Here is a 19615-nt window from a genome sequence, read left to right on the forward strand (position 1 = left end):
GCGAGGTTATTTTTTATTCCCAAACAAGATTAGGAAATCACCATATCCTTCTTTTTCTAAATCTTCTTTTTGAATAAAGCGTAGCGCTGCCGAATTAATACAATAACGAAGGCCGTTTTGTCCTGGGCCGTCTGGAAATACATGCCCAAGATGTGAATCTCCTTCTTTACTTCTCACTTCCGTACGCGTCATATTATGGCTAACATCCATTTTTTCTTTCACACTAGCTGACATAACTGGTTTCGTAAAACTCGGCCATCCACAGCCGCTATCAAACTTATCGAAAGAAGTAAATAATGGTTCCCCCGAAACAATATCTACATAAAGCCCTTCTTCTTTATGATTCCAATACTCATTTTGAAAAGGCGGTTCTGTCCCATTTTCCTGTGTTACATAAAACTGCATCTCGTTTAATCTTTCTTTTAAATGAGCATTATTCTTTGGCCAATGTTGTTTAATAAAAGCATCTCGACCTGAGCCTTTACGATATAACTCATAGCGAAATGTATTCTTCTTATAATATCCTTGGTGATATTCTTCAGCTGGATAAAACGTAGCAGCTGGCAATATTTTTGTCGCAATCGGCTTCGAAAAATGCCCACTTTTCTCAAGCTCTTCTTTTGAAGCCTCTGCCTTTTTATGTTGTTCTTCATTATGATAAAAAATCACCGTTTCATAAGACTGCCCGCGGTCGTGGAATTGTCCCCCTATATCAGTCGGGTCAATTTGTCTCCAATATATATTTAACAACTCTTCATACGGCATTTTATTTGCATCAAATGTAATTTGTACTACTTCATAATGCCCAGTTGTTTCCGAGCACACTTCTTTATACGTTGGATCCTCTTTATGGCCACCTGTATAGCCTGAAACAACCTGTATAATCCCTTCCATCTCTTCAAATGGCGAAACCATACACCAGAAACACCCTCCGGCAAACGTAGCTAACTCTATCTTTTCATTTACAGCCATTATTTCACCCCTATTCTATCTTCTCCTTACAGTATGGCATAAGGAACGTCATGTTATAAAAGAAAAAGCATCGAACATCGATGCTTTTTCTTTACTTCACTTTATTTTTTTCAACGTCCTTCTCCATTTCATCACTTGTCACATCTAAGACATCTAATAAGAAAATGAAGATTGGAATACCGATAATAAGTCCCCACACACCTAAGAAATGCTCAGAGAAAATTAATACCATAAATGTGTAGAAGATTGGTAAGTTTGTTTTTTGAGACATAAACTTCGGATTTAATACATAGCTCTCAAGTGCATGAATTACTGTTACGATAACTACAATATAAACGACATACATAATACCGCCAATATTGTAAGCAATCATACAGAGTGGGAATAACGAGATAATAACACCCGCCACTGGAATTAAGCCAAGCAAGAAAATCATTAACGCTAAACCTAGTAATTGCGGGAATCCTAATATCCATAATGCAATAACAGATAAAACACAGTTAACAATTGCAATTAAAAATTGTGCTTCGATTACTTTTCCGAATGAACGTGCAAATTTCTTTCCGAAATACTCTATTTCGTTATAGAAAATTGCAAGTCGGCTTTCTTTAAATTTCGAAGTAAAAGCAACGATACGTGCTTTTTCAAGTAAGAAAAATAAGCTTAAAATTACAGAAAGTAAAACTTGAAGGCCAAATTTCCCAACATTCGTAATAGATTTATACAAAATGTCTACGCCTTGCCCCACATATTTAGAAAGCTCCATATGATTAACAGCATTAACTGCATACTTAATTAATTCACTATCAGGTGGATTTCTTAAAAATACATTAAATTGATAAATCAATTGTGAAATTTGTATTGTTAATACCGGTAAATATTTAAATAGCGTAATGGCAATTCCTGCCACCAACATTACATATAAAAGCGCTATAATAATTTTTCGATTAATTGGCATGAAATGATCTAATTTACGAGAAATAAACTTTTGGAATCGATCCATTAAATACGTCAACATAAACGTAATTAAAATTAAATTTAACATACTTTGCATCCCATACAATATGAGAGCAAGTAATACTAATACGATTAACCTCTGAAATCCTTTGCTTTGAAACAGGTTTTTTATTTGCATAATCGACGAGTACTCTCTCCTGTCCTATAAAGTAAAACGTTAACAAGTAGATCTCTCTCTATCCTCTACTTATAATTATCCTTTAATATTAAAGCCATTGCGAGCAATTTATATTCAACCCTAACCACCCGTTAATTGTGCTATATATTATGTTACTTCTTATTTTACAATACAATGACCTATTTCAGAACGCATTATACGTAGTATTAATGAAGATTTAAGGAAACTTTTATCCTTCAATAGGTCTTACCACTACTGTAACATAAAAAGCAAGCTATCAGTAGAAATCCGTCCTACAAATAACTTGCTTTTATATTTTTTTAGTAAGTTTTATCATCCAATAAACGGCATGAACATTGGAATAACCACCACTGTTACGACACCAACCACTGTCACAGCGATACTGGCCATAGCTGCTTCTACTTCACCCATTTCGATACCTACTGCAACCCCTAACGCATGTCCTGCTGTTCCAAGCGCTAAACCTTTAGCAATCGGATGTTTAACTCTAAATGTTTTTAAGAATAAAGCTCCTAATGCGTATACGATAACAGCATTAAAGATAACTGCAAATGATGTAATTGCTGGAATACCACCGATACTTTCAGAGATTGGTAATGCAATTGCTGTTGTTGCTGCCTGCGGTAACATTGAGTTCATTACAGCTGTATCTAGACCAATTGCTTTTGCGACAATGAACACAACAACCACTGAACAAATAGATCCAACCACAATAGCCGATAAAATTTGCCACCAATATTTTTTTAACTTATCAACTTGTTTATATAATGGAATTGCAAATGCGATTGTTGCTGGTTCTAAGAAGAAGCTAATCATTTTTCCGCCAGTATTATATTCTTCAAAAGTAAAGTTACCTACTTTTAGAAAGACAATCCCTAATACCATCGCTACGAATAATGGTGTGAATAAGAAGAATCCTTTTGAATGCTTAAATAATAATGTTCCGATTCCGTATGCGATTAATGAAACGACGATTCCGAAATATGGAGTCATTGTGCTTGCCATGTTCATTCCCTCCTAACAATATATACTAAATTGGTTACGCAACTTTTCCGTGCTTGCGTCCTTTATTTACTACTTTCAATTCTTTCGTATCTTCTATTTCTTTATCGTCTTTTCCTAAAATAAATTGTGCAAATAATCCTGTTACAGCGAGTAAAATAATTGTTGCGACAACAATTACAGTTAAAATTTGTACAGAATATTGTCCCATTACACCGAGAGAATTAATAACCGAAATACCTGATGGAACGAAAAGGAATCCGATAATACCTGTTAAAGCCGTTCCGAGTGATTCAACTTGTTCCAATTTAATAACTTTTAAACATAATAGGCTAAATAAAATAACTAATCCGATCACCGATGAAGGCATCGGAATTGGTAAATGCGTTGCAATAATATTAGAAACTAACATAATAGCTGAAAATATGAATGCTTGTGATAAGAAACTATATACTTTTTTCGTACTCATTTTGGCCACCTCTTTCGATTTGGTACCTTTATTGTATAAGATAAAAATAGAACTGTAAGCGTTTACATAACAGAACGTCAAATATACAAAATTAGTTACAAAAATAGGCAGACGAAATACAAAAAGCTGCTTCTTAAATACGAAGCAGCTTTTTAAGTTCTTTTGCATATGTACGGCTAACCGGGACTTTGGATCCCTCTTTCATAATTAAGTTATAAGTCGAATTAAACCACGGCTGTATCTCAGAAATATGATTAATATTAGCAACAAAACTACGATGAACACGCATAAAAATTGTTTGTGGTAATTTCTTTTCCAAAATGACAAGCGTATCATGTGTTACATATGTTTCTTTCATTGTTTTTACAGTTACTTTCCCATCTACAAGCCCTACATAAATAATATCTTCAATGTTAACAAGTACAATTGATTCCTCAATTGGTAATGCTAATTTATGCATCTCGGCCGTTACATCTACACTCTTTACATCTTGCTTTGTTTCTAACTTTATTTGCTTTTGTTTTTTATATTTCTTTAATGTCTGTACGATACGTTCTTCATCAAATGGCTTTAAAATGTAATCTAACGCATCTACTTCAAATGCTTGCAACGCATATTGATCATATGCAGTAGCAAACACAATTGAAGGTGGGTTTTTCATTTTCTTTAATATATTTGCGATTTCAAATCCATTATCATCAGATAATTGAATATCTAGAAAAACAATATCTGGTTTGTTTTTCATTAATTCTTCTAATGCATCCTCTACACAATCCGCCTCACCAATTATCTCTACTTCTTTTGTTTTCTCTAATAAATATTTCAATTCATCCCGTGCTAACATTTCATCATCAACTACTAATACTTTTAACACTCCGTTTTTCCTCCTCTACTTTTTTCGGAATCACAAAGAGGATCTTTGTCCCTTGCTCTAATTCACTTTCAATTTGAAGCATTGTCTCTTTCCCAAATAACCCGATAAGTCGTTCATTAATATTATATAAGGCTGTTCCCGTCCCTTTCTTTGATGGAACTACCATTTTTCCTAATTGCTCTAGACGTTCACTCTCAATCCCTTGTCCATTATCCTTTACTTCAAAGTGAACCATCCCTTCTTTTTCAAACACATGTACCTCGACTTGGCACACTGGCTGCTTTTTCGGAAAAGCATGGCGCAATGCATTTTCAACTAATAGCTGAAGCACAAATGGTGGAACTAAAGTCACCTTTAGTGCCTTTTCAATGTACATCTTCACTTCATACTTATTCGGAAACCTCGCTTGCTCTAACGATAAATATGCATGTACATGATTCAACTCTTGTTCTAATGGAATAAGTAATTGTCGTGCCCCTTGCAAATTACAACGAAAATAAACGCTAAGCTGCAATAATAATTTTCTCGCTTTCTCTACATCTGTTCGGCATAAAGCTGATACTGTATTAATTGCATTAAATAAAAAATGCGGATTGATTTGTGCTTGCAACGCTTTTATTTCGGCATCTTGCAATAACTTACTTTGTAACTCAGCTTCACCTAACTCAAGCTGTGTGGAGAATATTTTCGCTAGCCCTTCCGCTAACTCTTCTTCAACACGACTTAATTGATTAGGGTTTTTAAAATAAAGTTTTAATGTTCCTATCGTATTTCCATGTGAAGTTAATGGAATAACAACTGCCGCTTGTAATGGACACCCTTCATGTTGACAATTAATAATCTCACGTGATTTTGCCTTCATTATTTTCCCTGTTTTTAATACTTCTTTTGATAAACCTGTTATTAAACTGTGTGAAGGAATATGATGATCTGATGCTAATCCAACGTGAGCTAAGATTTCCTCTGTATCTGTTAAGGATACCGCATCTGTTCCCGTAAAGCGGTGAATAATTTGTGCCACATGTTTACAAGACTCTTCTGTTAACCCTTGGCGGAAATATGGTAACGTCTTATCAGCAATTCGTAATACTTTATGCGTTTGCAAAGCTTTTGCGTTTTCTTCTTGTCGTAAAATAGCTAGTATCATCGAAAGTAAAATGAAACTGCCAAAACTATTTACAAGAATCATCGGTAGCGCAATTGTTTTTACAACACTAAGTCCATCTTCTATAATTAATAGAATCATAAGCATTTCTAAAGTAACGATAAAAACACTTAAAATCGCAGAAAATTTAGGCGTAATTACACGATTATATTTTTTGAAAATGTATCCAATATACCCCGTTATAACACCTGCTAAAATTGATGAGATGGCACAACTGAGCGCTGTCGTCCCGCCAAGCATATAACGGTGAATACCCGCAATCGATCCCACTCCAATACCGACGATAGGACCACCAAGCAATCCACTAATTCCAACACCCATAATACGTGTATTCGCAATTGTACTAGATGACGAAACACCTTGTAGCCAATTTTCTTTCATAATTGTATTCCCGGCAATTTCAATTCCTGTGTAATTGCTGACAATTGTAAACACTGAAAAAATACAAATAAGCTTAAACTTATCTACATACCCATCTTGTCTATGAAGAAGGCGCCTGAACGTTTTAATATGAGAGAGTAAAAATCCTAAAATAACAATAAGTCCGACGCGTTCAATCATCATAAGTACTAAATTTAGCATCTGTGATTCATTCCTTTTTATATGAGTTAGTTTTATTATGGGAAAATAATGAAGTGGGCGTCAAGAAGAATGCAATATCTTTTGAAATATTTTACACATAACTATCCCCTCTTTATTTGACAATCTAACAGAAGAGTGCTAAAAATAAAGTAATATAATACAGTCCTTTAACCCAACCCCGTGAGGTTGAGAAGGAAGTCGGAATATACTATACGTATGGTCTTTTTTAGAGATACGTATGCTTTTTTGGCCTTCTCATCATATCAGGTGAGAAGGCCTTTTGTTATTCTTCCATAGCGACTGTAGAAGAAAATAAGGAGGAGTAATGATGAACGTCACTACTGATGTACAATCAACAACAGAGGAAACGAAGGAGAAAAGATATAAAACATTGTTTGGTTCTGCGCTAGGATATGCAGCAGAAGGTTTAGATATGTTGCTCTTATCTTTCGTACTCGTCTACATTTTAAAAGAATTTCATTTAAGCCCTGTTGAAGGTGGAAACTTAACATTAGCTACCACAATAGGAATGCTAACCGGGTCTTATTTATTTGGATTTATTGCTGATTTATTTGGGCGTATCCGTACGATGGCCTTCACAATCTTACTATTCTCACTAGCAACAGCACTTATTTATTTTGCAACAGATTATTGGCAATTATTAATTCTTCGCTTTTTAGTTGGAATGGGGGTTGGTGGTGAATTCGGAATTGGAATGGCCATCGTAACTGAAACATGGTCTAAAGAAATGCGCGCTAAGGCGACATCCGTTGTTGCACTTGGATGGCAATTTGGCGTACTAGTCGCTTCACTCCTTCCGGCATTTATCGTCCCGCATTTTGGATGGAGAGCTGTTTTCTTATTTGGACTCATTCCCGCTCTATTAGCTGTTTACGTCCGCAAAAGTTTAAGTGAACCGAAAATATGGGAACAAAAACAACGATACAAAAAAGAATTGTTACAAAAAGAAGCTGAAGGTAATTTAACAACCACTGAAGCAGAACAACTAAAGCAAATAAAAAAGTTCCCACTTCGAAAGTTATTTGCCAATAAAAAAGTAACGATAACAACCATTGGTCTTATTATTATGTCATTTATCCAGAACTTCGGATATTATGGAATTTTCACTTGGATGCCAACTATTTTAGCAAATAAATATAATTACACGTTAGCAAAAGCGAGCGGTTGGATGTTCATCTCTACAATCGGCATGCTAATTGGAATTGCAACTTTTGGTATTCTAGCCGATAAAATTGGTCGCCGTAAAACTTTTACAATCTATTATGTCGGTGGTACTATATACTGTCTCATTTACTTCTTCTTATTCACAGACTCAACATCATTGTTATGGGGAAGTGCATTGCTTGGATTCTTTGCCAATGGCATGATGGGGGGATTCGGAGCAGTTTTAGCTGAAAACTATCCTGCTGAAGCTCGCTCGACAGCAGAGAACTTTATTTTCGGTACAGGACGTGGGTTAGCTGGATTTGCACCTGTTATTATCGGCTTACTTGCTGCAGGTGGTAATTTAATGGGAGCATTATCTCTCATCTTCATTATCTATCCAATCGGTTTAGTTACAATGCTATTATGTGTCCCAGAGACGAAAGATAAAGTATTAGAATAGATTGAAACTATACGAAATGTTTATCCAAATACTGTCCCCTCAGGAAAAGTATTTGGATAAATAGCAAAGAGGAAGCATCTCAAATGAAATGCTTCCTCTTCTTATATAAATACAATTATTTATTTTGATTTACTAGCTTTTTGGAACAAGAAGCTAGTTTTATCTTCTTCTTTTACAATACCTTGTTTTAACGCTAATTCCCCTGCGACTTTAGGCGCTAGCCATAGCATTGGGAATAACAGAATAGATACCGGAACAGCCGTCACTACAATGAAGGATTGTAAGGCGTTAATACTTCCCTCACCCATATATAAAAGAATCGCCGCAACTGCGCCCATAATAAGCGACCAAAAAACTCGCAAACTAATTCTAGGATCTCCATCTCCAGTCACTGCCATTGAAATCGAATAAGCCATTGAATCTCCTGTTGTCACTACAAATAAAATTGTTAATAAAAGAAATGCAGGTCCAATAATATTAGATAGTGGCAGTTGCTCTGTAATTGCAATCATAGCCGCTGGCATACCAGATTCACTTAATGCGGTCGAGATAGAACCAGGATTCATTAACTCATAAAATACACCTGATCCCCCTAGTATAGTAAACCAAAACGTTGTAATAATAGGTGCAATAATTCCAATTGCAACGATGATTTCTCGGATTGTTCTTCCTCTTGAAATTCGGCTCACTAAAATTGCCATCATCGGTCCATATCCAATAAACCATCCCCAGAAAAAGATTGTCCACGATCCTAACCAAGCTGTATCACCACGATATGTGCTCATTGGAATAAATTCATTTATATAAAATCCAAACGAAGAAACAAATGAATCGATAATAAATCCACCTGGTCCAAATAGTAATACAAATACCATTAATAGAACTGCTAACCTAACATTTAAATTACTTATAATTTGAATCCCTTTATCAATTCCTGTTACCGCAGATATAGTAGAAACAGCTACTACACAAACAATAATGGCTAATTGAGTAGTAAACACATCAGGAATGTTAAACAATGCTTGTAACCCATAACTTGCTTGTAGTCCTAAAAATCCGATTGGACCAATCGTCCCTGCAGCTACCGCAATAATGGCAAATACATCGATCATTGTTCCAAGCCAACTCTTTCGCAATTTCTCTCCAAAAATAGGATATAAAAGCGTTCGAGGTTTTAAAGGCATATCTTTATGATAATGCCCGTACATCATAACTACCGCACTAATTGTACCTAAAATCGTCCAAGCCAGGAAACCCCAGTGCATATAACTTTGTGCTAAAGCAGGCATTACCGCTTCTTTCGTTCCAGCAGTTATACCTTCATGTATTGGTGGCACCGTCATCAAATGGTACATCGGCTCTGCGGCTGCCCAAAAAACGCCACCTCCGGCAAGTAATGTAGACATAATAATAGCGAGCCATTTTGTCGTACTAATCTCAGGTTTTTCTAGTCCCCCAAGTTTAACTCTCCCATATTTTGAAAACGCCATACACATTGCAACAACAAATGTACCAATTAATAAAACCTGCCAAAAGGCACCAAAATATTTAATTGAAGCTGCAAAACTGCTATTAATGGCTCCCTCTACGTAACTTTTATTTAAAATAACTGCAATTACAAATAATAAAAGTGAGCCACCACTAATAAGAAATACAGGCCAATCCGTTTTTCGACTCTTCATCCTCATTTACACTTCCTCCTTCCTCAGCAATCTAAAAAAACAACTTTATTATGTTTTCTTGTTTACACCCAAAACACAATGATTATATAAGCATAATAATTCATCGATTTCCTACACACTTATGTTGTCCCTAAAAATATGCTAAATCCCTTATTTAAAAGAAAATTTCTATTCCTATTACATAAAAAAGCAAAACAAAAGACCTTATATTTCTATAAGGTCTTCGAAACAGAAATTTGATTATAACATAAGGAACTCCTTGGTTCAAAAAGCCCTTTCCAAAAATAGCCGATAGTAAAGGCTTCCATTTGCTACGTAACAGTAATTAAAAAAAATTATATTTTGCAGAAAAAAACTATACTAGCTATTATTTATGAAAGAAATTCGGCTTCAAAATTTCATTTGGATACGGTTTATGATAAATATGAGTGGTAGCTGGCGACAACGGTGGAATGAGCCACACCCAATTACCTGTTACAACCCGTCCACATGCCGCTTCCAGCTTCTCAAATTGTTGAAATTGTTGTGCAGCTGTATGGTGATCCACAATACTAACTCCTTGTTTTTTAAAAGAATGTAAAACAGCCACGTTTAATTCAATTAGCGCCTTGTCTTTCCATAACGTACCGTTTCTCGATGTATCGAGCTTCATCATCTCCGCAACAGCCGGAAGTAAATTATAGCGATCATGATCCGCTAAGTTACGAGCCCCAATCTCCGTTCCCATATACCATCCATTGAACGGGGCTGCCGTATAAGAAATACCGCCAATTTCTAAGTACATATCTGAAATCATTGGAACCCCATACCATTTTGCTCCAAGTGACGAAATCGGGTATTCTGGGTGTTCAATTGGCACTTCTTTTACTTCTTCTCTCGGAATTTCTTTATATATAGGTGCCTTCCCGTTTATAGAAAACACAAGTGGCAATACATCGAAATTCGTACCTTCTCCTTGCCAGCCAAGTTCCTGACAAAAATCTGTAAACGCAGTAGAATGAGAGTCACCAATCACTCCCATTTCTGTTTTATATCCTGCATACCGAATCAATTGGTGATTATAAATTCGTATATTATTTTCTTCACCTTGATATTGCTTAAAAATTGTAATTGTCGGTTTAACTTTCCCATCGTTCGTTGCATATTTAATATGATGAATTAATGCATTGTATACACCTTCCTCATCATTTACTTCACGTGCATCTAATATGTGCATCTTACTCCAAAATAGTCTTCCGATACATCGATTACTATTGCGCCATGCCATTCGTGATCCATGAACAAGTTCTTCAAATGTATGCTCATACGTCCCCGTCTTCTCTATCTCAACTTGAATTTCTTTTATTCTCTCTTCTATGAATTGTTCTTTATTAAGCTCTTTATAGCAAACCGTAATAAAATGACTCGCTTCCTCTATTAATTGTTTCGTTTTACTCATAAATGATCTCCTTCTATTTCAACAAAACGTTACTACTTTACAGTATAAGCAAAAAGAATAAGAGTCACAAATGAAAGTCGAAGTGTTACTTTTATTGTAATATTTTTCAGAAAATTAAAGAGATTACTATTGACTTGTATAAAAAATAGGTGTATTTTTGACTCAGGTAAATTATTTTTACCTAGACCAACTTTTTAATAAGAAAGGAGGGAACGTTATGTCTTCATTTCAATTGCCAAAGCTTTCATATGACTATGATGAACTAGAGCCATATATCGATAGCAACACGCTTTCTATTCATCACGGAAAGCACCATGCGACATACGTAAATAACTTGAATGCCGCTTTAGAAAACTATACGGAATTACATAATAAATCTTTAGAAGAGTTACTATGTAATTTAGAAACTTTACCAAAAGAAATTGTTACAGCTGTCAGAAATAACGGTGGTGGACATTATTGTCATAGTCTTTTTTGGGAATTAATGAGCCCGCGAGGTGGCGGTGAGCCTAATGGAGACGTTGCAAAAGTAATTGATTATTATTTCAATACCTTTGACAACTTAAAAGATCAACTTTCCAAAGCAGCTATTAGTCGTTTTGGAAGTGGCTATGGATGGCTTGTTCTGGACGGTGAGGAACTTTCCGTTATGAGTACACCCAATCAAGATACACCTTTGCAAGAAGGTAAAATTCCATTACTCGTCATCGATGTATGGGAACACGCCTATTATTTAAAGTATCAAAATCGGCGTCCAGAATTTGTTACCAACTGGTGGCATACGGTGAACTGGGACCGGGTAAATGAAAAGTATTTACAAGCAATTCAATCACAAACACATTAGTCGTGCGTATAAGGTAAATTTGGTAATGTAAAATTAGTATTGTCGAAATCCTCCAGAATCCCCCGGATTGCCACCGGGGGATTTATGATTATTTCATTGTATTTATGTAATAACGTAAAACTTTTTCCGTCTCTAATTTCAACTCTCGGAACGGGAATCCTAATTTACGAGCCTTTCCATTATGTAACGTACAATTAATCACTCCATTATAAGGAGCTATATTATCTCCTACTTCTTGAATGAGCGCTTTTATCCCGGTATTCTCTTCTATGAAACGAATAACTTCTCTGGTAGAAACCACCCCGTTACTACAAGCATTAATTGGCCCTTCTATGTTTTCCATCCCGCACCAAGCTAAAAACTGTCCTGCTTCCTTTTCATGTATAAATGACAACTCTCCATCTACATGATCCACAACGATAGACTCTTGTTTCACAACATGTTCAACGTAAAATTGTAATCTTTTCGTATAATCGTTTTCTCCAATGACGACGGGAAATCTTACCGCAACGACTGGGAATGTTGCATGTTGAAATAAAACTGCTTCAGCTAATCGCTTGCCTTCACTATAATTGAAATCATTCCTACCTCCATACGTAATTGTATACTCGTACGGATTGAAATTGTCTTCTAATAGGCCTAACGCAGGCTCATAGACAGCCATTGAAGATGTCATAATGTATTTCTTCGTTTTTCCTTTTAGCACTTCACATATTATCTTCGCTGCATTCGAGCTATAGCATAAATTATCGTATACGATATCATAACTTTTACCTTCAAAACGCTCTTCTAGTAGCCTCTCATCTTCTCTATCTACAATCAGTCTTTTTACTGCACTTCCAAAGGAATCTTCAGTAACTCCCCTCGTCGCAATCGTTACATCATGTCCAGCTTGCAACAGTACTTCTACTAAATGTTTACCAAAAAATCTTGTTCCCCCTAGCACCAATACTTTTTTCACCTTCATCATCCCCATTTTTACAAATTGTAAAATACTACCTCTATTATTATAAACGCTAAAATAAAAAAACATGGAATCAGTTTAACGATTCCATGTTTTTTCTACACACGATACATTAACGTACTCGATATTTAAAAATACAATAGCAGCAATATAAAATAGAAATTACTGATACATAAACCCATAGTTCATATATGAATCCCTCGCCCCATACTCCCATAAAATAAAAGAGTGAAGGCAACGTCAATGTTACCCATGATTGTACAAAGGCAATTCTGCCAAGATATTGATTGATATTCTTTTTTTGTGCATTTAATACAAAGAATAAATACCAAAGTAATGCCCACATAAACCATGTTAACGCATTAACAACATCGTGGAATTGAACAAATGAAACAATCATATAGAATAAAGCAATAATTGCTACCCAAATACAGAACCAGCCTAGTCCACTACTATCCATTCCTTTAATAAAAGTAACGCCTACATATAAATAAGTTAAACCAAATAAAAAAGTAGCCGCATATGAATATACCGTCCAATTACTTTGATCAGAAATCATAATCAAATAGAACGGAATGATAATTTGTAATGCCCCCACAAATAAATTAAAGACACCTGCACTTTTCATCTCTACTTTGCCTAATATGACAAGACTATTTAAAAATAATGCTGCACCTGAAAGTAATAATCCTACGTAACCCATATATATTCGTGTGAAAATCTTTCCCTTTCACACTTTTAACCTCCCCACAATATAAAGTGATACTTTATCCCGCATTAACGAGCAGTAAAACTCCCACCTCAAAATTCAGCTAGAGCAAAGAAGTTAAGTGGGAGATCAACTGCCCGTAAAGCCCGATTAGTGAAGGCTAATAATCAGTGGGGATGAACAACCCCCACCCACTGATTAAAGTTTCACTTTATTATTTTTCTTCCTATTTAAAACTACATACATAATTTTTAATCTGAATAAGTTAGACTTCCTACCTTAAAAAATAACAAATTTAAAACGCTTTCAATAATAAATAACCCTATCAAAACATGAAATAGGATTCCTTGATTATAAACGTACTCTAACAATGATACAAGTGTTGGAATACTTTTCAATACTACGTTTTGAATTTCTATAAAAAATTAGTAGAATGATACATTTTCCCTATCTCATTCTATTAATTATTTGCATAAAATATCGTACACTCATATTAATTTAGAAAGGTTTGATATTTATGCCTCTTCATTATCCAAATCATTTTGTTTTTCACTCCACAGGTGTATTAACAAGAGAGCCTGCAACTGTTTCAGCAGTAGTAAACATTGTAAATTTAGATGCATATTACACACACCATGTAACTATAGAGGTTTGGGATTGGTCTAACTATTCTAATCCTGTAAAATTACCTGTACTACTTGGTGAAAATACGGAAGTAGCATTCCCATATATTTTACAAGGCAACCACTTAGCAGTTTTTTATGCTGATTTAGATGACTCTATTGATTTGTATGAAATCCGTATTTCTTATCCTGGCCACTCCAATATTGTTGCAAATTGTTTTGGGCGAAGTATCCCGCCATATTCAAGCCAAGAAGGTAACACAGTATACCATAAACAGCTCGTTCGAATTCATTAAGTCCCCCTATTATATAAAAAGGTCGGTCAGTAATACATTCATCTTTATAAGATAATCGGATTACTGACCTAAACTGTCATAGTCAATCTTGATAGTCTCTTATTCCAAACAATTGCTATTTATCATAAATATCATTCGGATTAATTGTAGGAATAAATCCATTTATAGAACTATATTTTTTAGATACATTATCTGGGGTCACGGTAAACGTTACAATTTTATTGCTTTGTTGTTTAAAATAACGCATCCAATTTTGACTCCATTCATCTTTCGCAATAACTTGTTTATTGAAGTCTTCCCACAATACACCATGTATAAAATTCAAGGATGTATTTTTGATTGTGTCAAATCCCCAATTCTGTATAAGAAGCAGGTTGGAATCAACACTTTTAATTTCTTTTAATAAATTTACATATGCTTCTCGAAATTTTCCTTGTGTAGCTGGCTGATCATAAAAATAGTCATCAATATCACCAACTGTATCTAAAAACACCCCATCTATACCTTTTCCAATAATTTGCTGTTTTACTTTATTAACAACAATACCTCGGTAATGGTCGTCAGCTAAATTCATAATATATGTATCCCACTGCTCTATTTTCATTTTCTTGCCGTCTCTATAATAATAATCAGATTCCACTACTTGTGGTTTATGCCATGCTTCTAACTCTAAAACACTTACATACCCAAGAACCACTGTTCCTGATTTTTTTAATTGTTGAATTTGTTCTTTCGTAAATGCATATGGCTCTATAATAACCATGTCATACTGTGAAAGTTTCTCAATCACTTGCTCATTTGCTTCACCATAATAAATTTTATAACTTCGTACATTTTTTAAAACTGGTTCCACAACATTTGCTTGTGCGGATGTACTTGAGGAAAAAATAAAAGAAAATATAGCTAAAAAGCATATGGAACGTTTCCACGTCATAATAATATTACCTCCTATACAACTGTAATTTTCTATCGTTTTAAATTTTAACACCTTTAAATATTAATACAAATATAGTAATTCCATAACATTTTACATTTTTTCAAACTCAATATTTTATAAAAATCCCAATAAATTCAATAGATTAACAGAAATTAGAATTTATTTCACTTGAATTTACTACATCCCTGTTCTGTTGATAAAATGATTGGGGCTTATATATTATATATCTTAAAATAATTCTTTTAAATTATGTATGTTATTTCAGTGTACTATTCCTCAAAATTAAATTTGCAAACGAAAGAAGGGGTTTTTTATGCACTATAGACAATCTAATATATTCCAAAAGATGATTGAACCTACGATTCTCTTTATTGCACTATTTTTTCTATCAATACTAACTGATTTTCTTACACCAACGTATGAATACTTCCTACTCTTATTTATTACATTAATTATTTCTAGCCGGTATGGCATATCTATTGCCCTTTTCGCCTTTCTGGAAGCAATGATTTATATTTGCATAAGCGGTATATATAAAGAAAATGATGTATTACTGTACTTTTATTCATTAGATTACTGGATAAGTTGGATTTTCTTACTTGTTATTAGTTTATGCTGTGGACTGATGAGCACTGCACAAAAAGAACGTTATGAAGATGTACATATGATAAATAATGAGTTGAAAGCTGAAAATAAAGAATTAAAATATGTCGTGAAACAATTGGATGAAACACGTATTACACTACGTTCTCGTGTACTTGAGTCAAATAACCACTTATCTAAAATGTATCATATGTTTAAAGCTTTAAATCATACACATCCTGAAATTGTACTCGATGAAGGAATGAATGTATTAAAAATGTATTTTGGAGCAAAAAAAATTGGTATCTATCACGTTGATAACAATAAACAATCGCTTCGTATTAAATTAAGAGCTGAAACTGGTAAAAATACATTATCTCAATCTATTTTCGTTAAAAACGCTTCCTTAGTCATCAAAAATGCGCTAGCGCATAATCGACCTTTTTTCCGTACAGATGAGGATTTTCAAGACGCTCCACTTTTAGTTGGTCCCGTCCTATTCCAAGATGATGTACAATACGTCATTATATTAGACGAAATCGAATTTTCAAAAGTAACTTCTGAGCAATTCGAACTTTTCACATGGTATTTACGCTGGATGGGTGATCGTTTACAAAACGCTTCTAATCTTTGGCTATCCAGTCAAGAGGATCGCACATTCCCTAAAACAAGCATTTATTATGAAGATGAATTTAAACATTTACTAAAAATAGAAAAGAAACGTTACGAAACACTATCTTATCCATATTCCTATTTTGAGTTCAATGCTCCACAAGATTATTTAGGAATGATAAATTCTATTTTAAAAGACCATTTGCGAGATATCGATATATTCGGTTATAGTGCGACCGAGCAGAAAATCATGATTTTATTACCTGGCACTGAAGAACAGTTTTGTATACAAGTTCAAACTCGTATACAAAACGCTCTTTCTTCTAAAGGAGTGATAGTCTAATGATTTTACTCCTTCTTTATTTTATTTATGTTATTTTGGTTTTTCTTTTATTTCGATTTACGAAAAGTTTGATTACTAAAGATAAAAAAGGAATTATTGAATTTTGCTTGATTCTATCTCTTCTTTTCCCGCTTATCGGACTTATTGTATCAGCAATCATGTTATTACTTAATATAAGACGTTCCAAAACCGAGTGGTTACAGCAATACTCTGATTATGTTGCCTTTCACGTTGATAATTACGAGGATATTTTGGAATCAGCAAAACAAGATATGGACTTAATTTCATTTTCTTCTGGATTAGAACTAGATAAGCCTGAATTACATAAACAACTCATTGTACAGTTAAGCTCCTCCTCTATTGCTAATGAAGGAGGCTTATTGAAAGAAGCCATTCACCATAAAGATCCTGAAACTGTGCATTACGCAGCAACTACTATTAATTTACTAAATGAACGGTACGAAAAACAAATCGAATACTTAAATAAGCAATTTCTACAAAATCCACAAAATGAAATTGCAAAAGAATTGGTTTCTAACTATTTAAGATATATAAACAGTGGTCTTCTTTCTAATCAGCAAAAAGAAAAAATAATCGCTGAATTTATGAATTTTATTACACAAGGTGTAGAACTATTCCCTAACGAACCTCTTTACCCTTTCCATCTTGGAAATCTGTTTCTACACACAAAACAATATGCAAAGTCTGAAGAACAATTTTTAAATCTTATTCATTTCTATCCTGAATCATATTACGGTTACGTTGGTTTACTTGAAATATATTATGAGCAACAGTTATGGGACGAGCTCTATAACTTAATCAATAATCTAACAGATGCAAAAAGAGTTCATATATTACCGCGTAAATATCAATTATTTGTAAGGCAGTTTGGAGGCGCACACATTGAAAAAGGGGATTAATATATATATCGGGATTATTAGTATCATTTTATTTCTCTTAATTTTATCCATCCTTATATATCGAACAGAAAATTTTTATCAAAAGTTTTCTGTTCCTAAAACTAAAGAAACAGATACTGTTAAAACGCTCAAAGCAAAAGATGTAGCTCAAAATGGACAAAAAATGCAATTATACGTTTTAAAAACGGATAATACATTAGGGCAACAAGTCGAATTTAATACGAAGAAGGCAATGGATTACGCACACCTACACTATAAAGATATTACAGCTAATGAAATTAAGGGACTTACTCCCTCTCCCTATACAGGGATTATTATTACAGGTGAAATAATGGAGCAACTTCCACAAGCTGATATTCAAAATTTTGTACAAATGGGCGGAAGAATTATTATCGCAAACCGACTTGATTCAGATCCTTCCTGGAACACATTATTTGGTATTACCCAAAAAGAAGGTTTCAAAGATGCGAAAGGATTAACCTTTGAAGAAGTTTTATTCCCTGGTTATCCAGATCTCTCAAGTTCTTCTCCATTGTTTACTCATAGCTCAATGAATATTACGCTAGATGAGAATACAACTAATACTTGGATTACAGCGGAGGATACTCCCATCCTTTGGACCAATGACTACGGTGAAGGAAAAGTCTTATATTGGAATACAACAGCATTGAACGATAAATTAGGTAGAGGTATGTTCGTTCAATCACTGGGTACTATTTTCCCGACTTTCGCTTCAGCACAACTTGGAGCGGAGATTATGTATATCGATGACTTCCCATCTCCGATTCCAAGTGGAGAACTAAAAAACTTAACAACAGAAAAAATTTCTGTTGAAGAATTTTATAAAAAACATTGGTGGAAAAATATGAAGGATATCTCTGAAGATCTTGATATTAAATATACGGGTGTTGCAATTGGGACGTACCAAAATAAAGTAACGCCACCCTTTGAAGATTTCACAGGTAAAAATAGAAATACCTATTTATTATTTGGGAGAGAATTATTAAGTCACGGCGGGGAAATAGGCATTCATGGCTATAACCATCAACCTTTATTATTACCACCAGATCCAGTAGATAAAGCACTTGAATATGTTCCATGGAATTCAAAAGAGGATATGGAAAGCTCCTTAGATGCTCTGCAAAAACTCGTGTATAACTTCTTTCCAAACGAAAAATTAAAAACCTATGTACCACCATCCAATATTATAAATACAGCTGGATTAAGTGCATTAAACGACGCGGTTCCAACTATGGAAACAGTTGCTTCTCTATATGTGGGAAGTAAAAGTAACGGTAGTTTAATTCAAGAATTTGGACCAGATGAACATAATAAAAACATTTATCACTTCCCGCGCATTACGAGCGGCTATGCTATCACAGATGAAGAGCAATTTATCTTAACTGATGTTACCGCAAATTTAGGGGTTATCTCACATTTCGTCCATCCAGATGATATCCTTGATGAAAAACGCTCAGGTAATTTAACATGGGAAGAATTATTTAAAGCTTATAAAAAGACAATTAAAGAAATACGAGAAAGATATCCTTATATGAAAAGTATGACCCAAAGTGAAGCAACTGCTTCTATGAAAATTTATCAAACTGGTGACCTAGATGTTTCTTATGAAGATGATGCTGTTCACATTGCATATAAAGGGTTACCAAACCATACTTCAACAATTATACATGTAGAAGAAGGTAAGAAAATACAACCTGGCTCATTCTCTTACGGTACGGTTAAAAAGCTTGATTCCCAAATTTATAGCGTTACGTTAACGAAAGCCAGCGCTACGATTCCAATTAAAGGAGCATAACA

Annotated in this window: 17 protein-coding genes and 1 pseudogene; 6 read left to right on the plus strand and 12 right to left on the minus strand. The window is 34.3% G+C overall.

Annotation, left to right across the window (positions count from 1 at the left end; translation table 11 throughout):
• Nucleotides 1-6: 6 nt before the first annotated feature.
• The 7 genes and pseudogenes from msrB to lytS form a co-directional block, all read right to left on the minus strand.
• Nucleotides 7-459, minus strand: coding sequence for a peptide-methionine (R)-S-oxide reductase MsrB (gene msrB, locus SB773_RS15160; protein WP_370458379.1), 453 nt, complete (start codon nucleotides 457-459; stop codon nucleotides 7-9).
• 45 nt (nucleotides 460-504) lie between these two features.
• Nucleotides 505-972, minus strand: a pseudogene (gene msrA, locus SB773_RS15165) (peptide-methionine (S)-S-oxide reductase MsrA); the annotation flags it as partial.
• A 91-nt stretch (nucleotides 973-1063) separates the two neighbouring features.
• Nucleotides 1064-2107 carry an AI-2E family transporter gene (locus SB773_RS15170; RefSeq protein ID WP_002089894.1) on the minus strand — a complete coding sequence of 348 codons (1044 nt, stop codon included), beginning with the start codon at nucleotides 2105-2107 and terminating at the stop codon, nucleotides 1064-1066.
• Between the two features lie 333 nt (nucleotides 2108-2440).
• Entirely contained in the window at nucleotides 2441-3133 is a 693-nt protein-coding gene (gene lrgB / locus SB773_RS15175) for an antiholin-like protein LrgB (protein ID WP_000168872.1), read from the minus strand.
• Between the two features lie 34 nt (nucleotides 3134-3167).
• Nucleotides 3168-3599, minus strand: coding sequence for an antiholin-like murein hydrolase modulator LrgA (gene lrgA, locus SB773_RS15180; protein WP_410590683.1), 432 nt, complete (start codon nucleotides 3597-3599; stop codon nucleotides 3168-3170).
• Between the two features lie 133 nt (nucleotides 3600-3732).
• A complete protein-coding gene (locus SB773_RS15185; RefSeq protein WP_002130151.1) occupies nucleotides 3733-4473 on the minus strand; it encodes a LytR/AlgR family response regulator transcription factor in 741 nt (246 codons plus the stop codon).
• Nucleotides 4451-6220, minus strand: coding sequence for a two-component system sensor histidine kinase LytS (gene lytS, locus SB773_RS15190; RefSeq protein ID WP_410590685.1), 1770 nt, complete (start codon nucleotides 6218-6220; stop codon nucleotides 4451-4453). Before lytS ends, SB773_RS15185 begins: the two co-directional genes overlap by 23 nt.
• Nucleotides 6221-6548: 328 nt before the next feature.
• Here lytS and SB773_RS15195 point away from each other — a divergent pair, with 328 nt between their 5' ends.
• Nucleotides 6549-7847, plus strand: a complete 1299-nt coding sequence (locus SB773_RS15195; RefSeq protein ID WP_410590687.1) for an MFS transporter — start codon at nucleotides 6549-6551, stop codon at nucleotides 7845-7847.
• A gap of 119 nt (nucleotides 7848-7966) precedes the next feature.
• Here the strand turns inward: SB773_RS15195 and SB773_RS15200 are convergent, their stop codons facing one another.
• Together SB773_RS15200 and SB773_RS15205 are read right to left on the minus strand one after the other, a co-directional pair.
• Nucleotides 7967-9535 (minus strand): BCCT family transporter, encoded by a 1569-nt coding sequence (locus SB773_RS15200; protein ID WP_002089904.1) that lies wholly within the window; start codon nucleotides 9533-9535, stop codon nucleotides 7967-7969.
• A gap of 361 nt (nucleotides 9536-9896) precedes the next feature.
• Complete coding sequence (locus SB773_RS15205; RefSeq protein WP_410590689.1) at nucleotides 9897-10967, minus strand: nitric oxide synthase oxygenase; 1071 nt, start codon at nucleotides 10965-10967, stop codon at nucleotides 9897-9899.
• 217 nt (nucleotides 10968-11184) lie between these two features.
• On the opposite strand from SB773_RS15205, the gene sodA reads away from it, so the two are divergent.
• On the plus strand, nucleotides 11185-11811 hold the full coding sequence (sodA, locus tag SB773_RS15210) for a superoxide dismutase [Mn] (RefSeq protein ID WP_002068665.1): 627 nt from the start codon (nucleotides 11185-11187) through the stop codon (nucleotides 11809-11811).
• 88 nt (nucleotides 11812-11899) lie between these two features.
• Here the strand turns inward: sodA and SB773_RS15215 are convergent, their stop codons facing one another.
• Together SB773_RS15215 and SB773_RS15220 are read right to left on the minus strand one after the other, a co-directional pair.
• Nucleotides 11900-12787, minus strand: coding sequence for an NAD-dependent epimerase/dehydratase family protein (locus SB773_RS15215; RefSeq protein ID WP_410590692.1), 888 nt, complete (start codon nucleotides 12785-12787; stop codon nucleotides 11900-11902).
• 100 nt (nucleotides 12788-12887) lie between these two features.
• Complete coding sequence (locus SB773_RS15220; RefSeq protein WP_002068662.1) at nucleotides 12888-13478, minus strand: AmiS/UreI family transporter; 591 nt, start codon at nucleotides 13476-13478, stop codon at nucleotides 12888-12890.
• 523 nt (nucleotides 13479-14001) lie between these two features.
• Between SB773_RS15220 and SB773_RS15225 the strand changes: the two genes are divergently transcribed.
• Complete coding sequence (locus SB773_RS15225) at nucleotides 14002-14403, plus strand: hypothetical protein (protein WP_410590694.1); 402 nt, start codon at nucleotides 14002-14004, stop codon at nucleotides 14401-14403.
• Nucleotides 14404-14518: 115 nt separating this feature from the next.
• On the opposite strand, the gene SB773_RS15230 is transcribed toward SB773_RS15225, so the two are convergent.
• The gene (locus SB773_RS15230) at nucleotides 14519-15337 is read right to left on the minus strand and encodes a glycoside hydrolase family 191 protein (RefSeq protein WP_410590696.1); all 819 of its coding nucleotides are present in this window, start codon (nucleotides 15335-15337) and stop codon (nucleotides 14519-14521) included.
• 316 nt (nucleotides 15338-15653) lie between these two features.
• On the opposite strand from SB773_RS15230, the gene SB773_RS15235 reads away from it, so the two are divergent.
• Genes SB773_RS15235 through SB773_RS15245 form a run of 3 tightly spaced genes read left to right on the plus strand, consistent with a single transcriptional unit; the run spans nucleotide 15654 to nucleotide 19613 of the window.
• Nucleotides 15654-16877: a GAF domain-containing protein gene (locus SB773_RS15235; protein ID WP_410590698.1), complete on the plus strand. Its 1224-nt coding sequence runs from the start codon at nucleotides 15654-15656 to the stop codon at nucleotides 16875-16877.
• Nucleotides 16877-17797 carry a tetratricopeptide repeat protein gene (locus SB773_RS15240; RefSeq protein WP_002035014.1) on the plus strand — a complete coding sequence of 307 codons (921 nt, stop codon included), beginning with the start codon at nucleotides 16877-16879 and terminating at the stop codon, nucleotides 17795-17797. The genes SB773_RS15235 and SB773_RS15240 overlap by 1 nt, the downstream gene beginning before the upstream one ends.
• A complete protein-coding gene (locus SB773_RS15245) occupies nucleotides 17781-19613 on the plus strand; it encodes a DUF2194 domain-containing protein (protein WP_410590700.1) in 1833 nt (610 codons plus the stop codon). The genes SB773_RS15240 and SB773_RS15245 overlap by 17 nt, the downstream gene beginning before the upstream one ends.
• Nucleotides 19614-19615: the final 2 nt, after the last annotated feature.

This window comes from Bacillus sp. SIMBA_074 (genome assembly GCF_046534555.1).
GTDB classification, from domain to species: Bacteria; Bacillota; Bacilli; order Bacillales; family Bacillaceae_G; genus Bacillus_A; species Bacillus_A mycoides.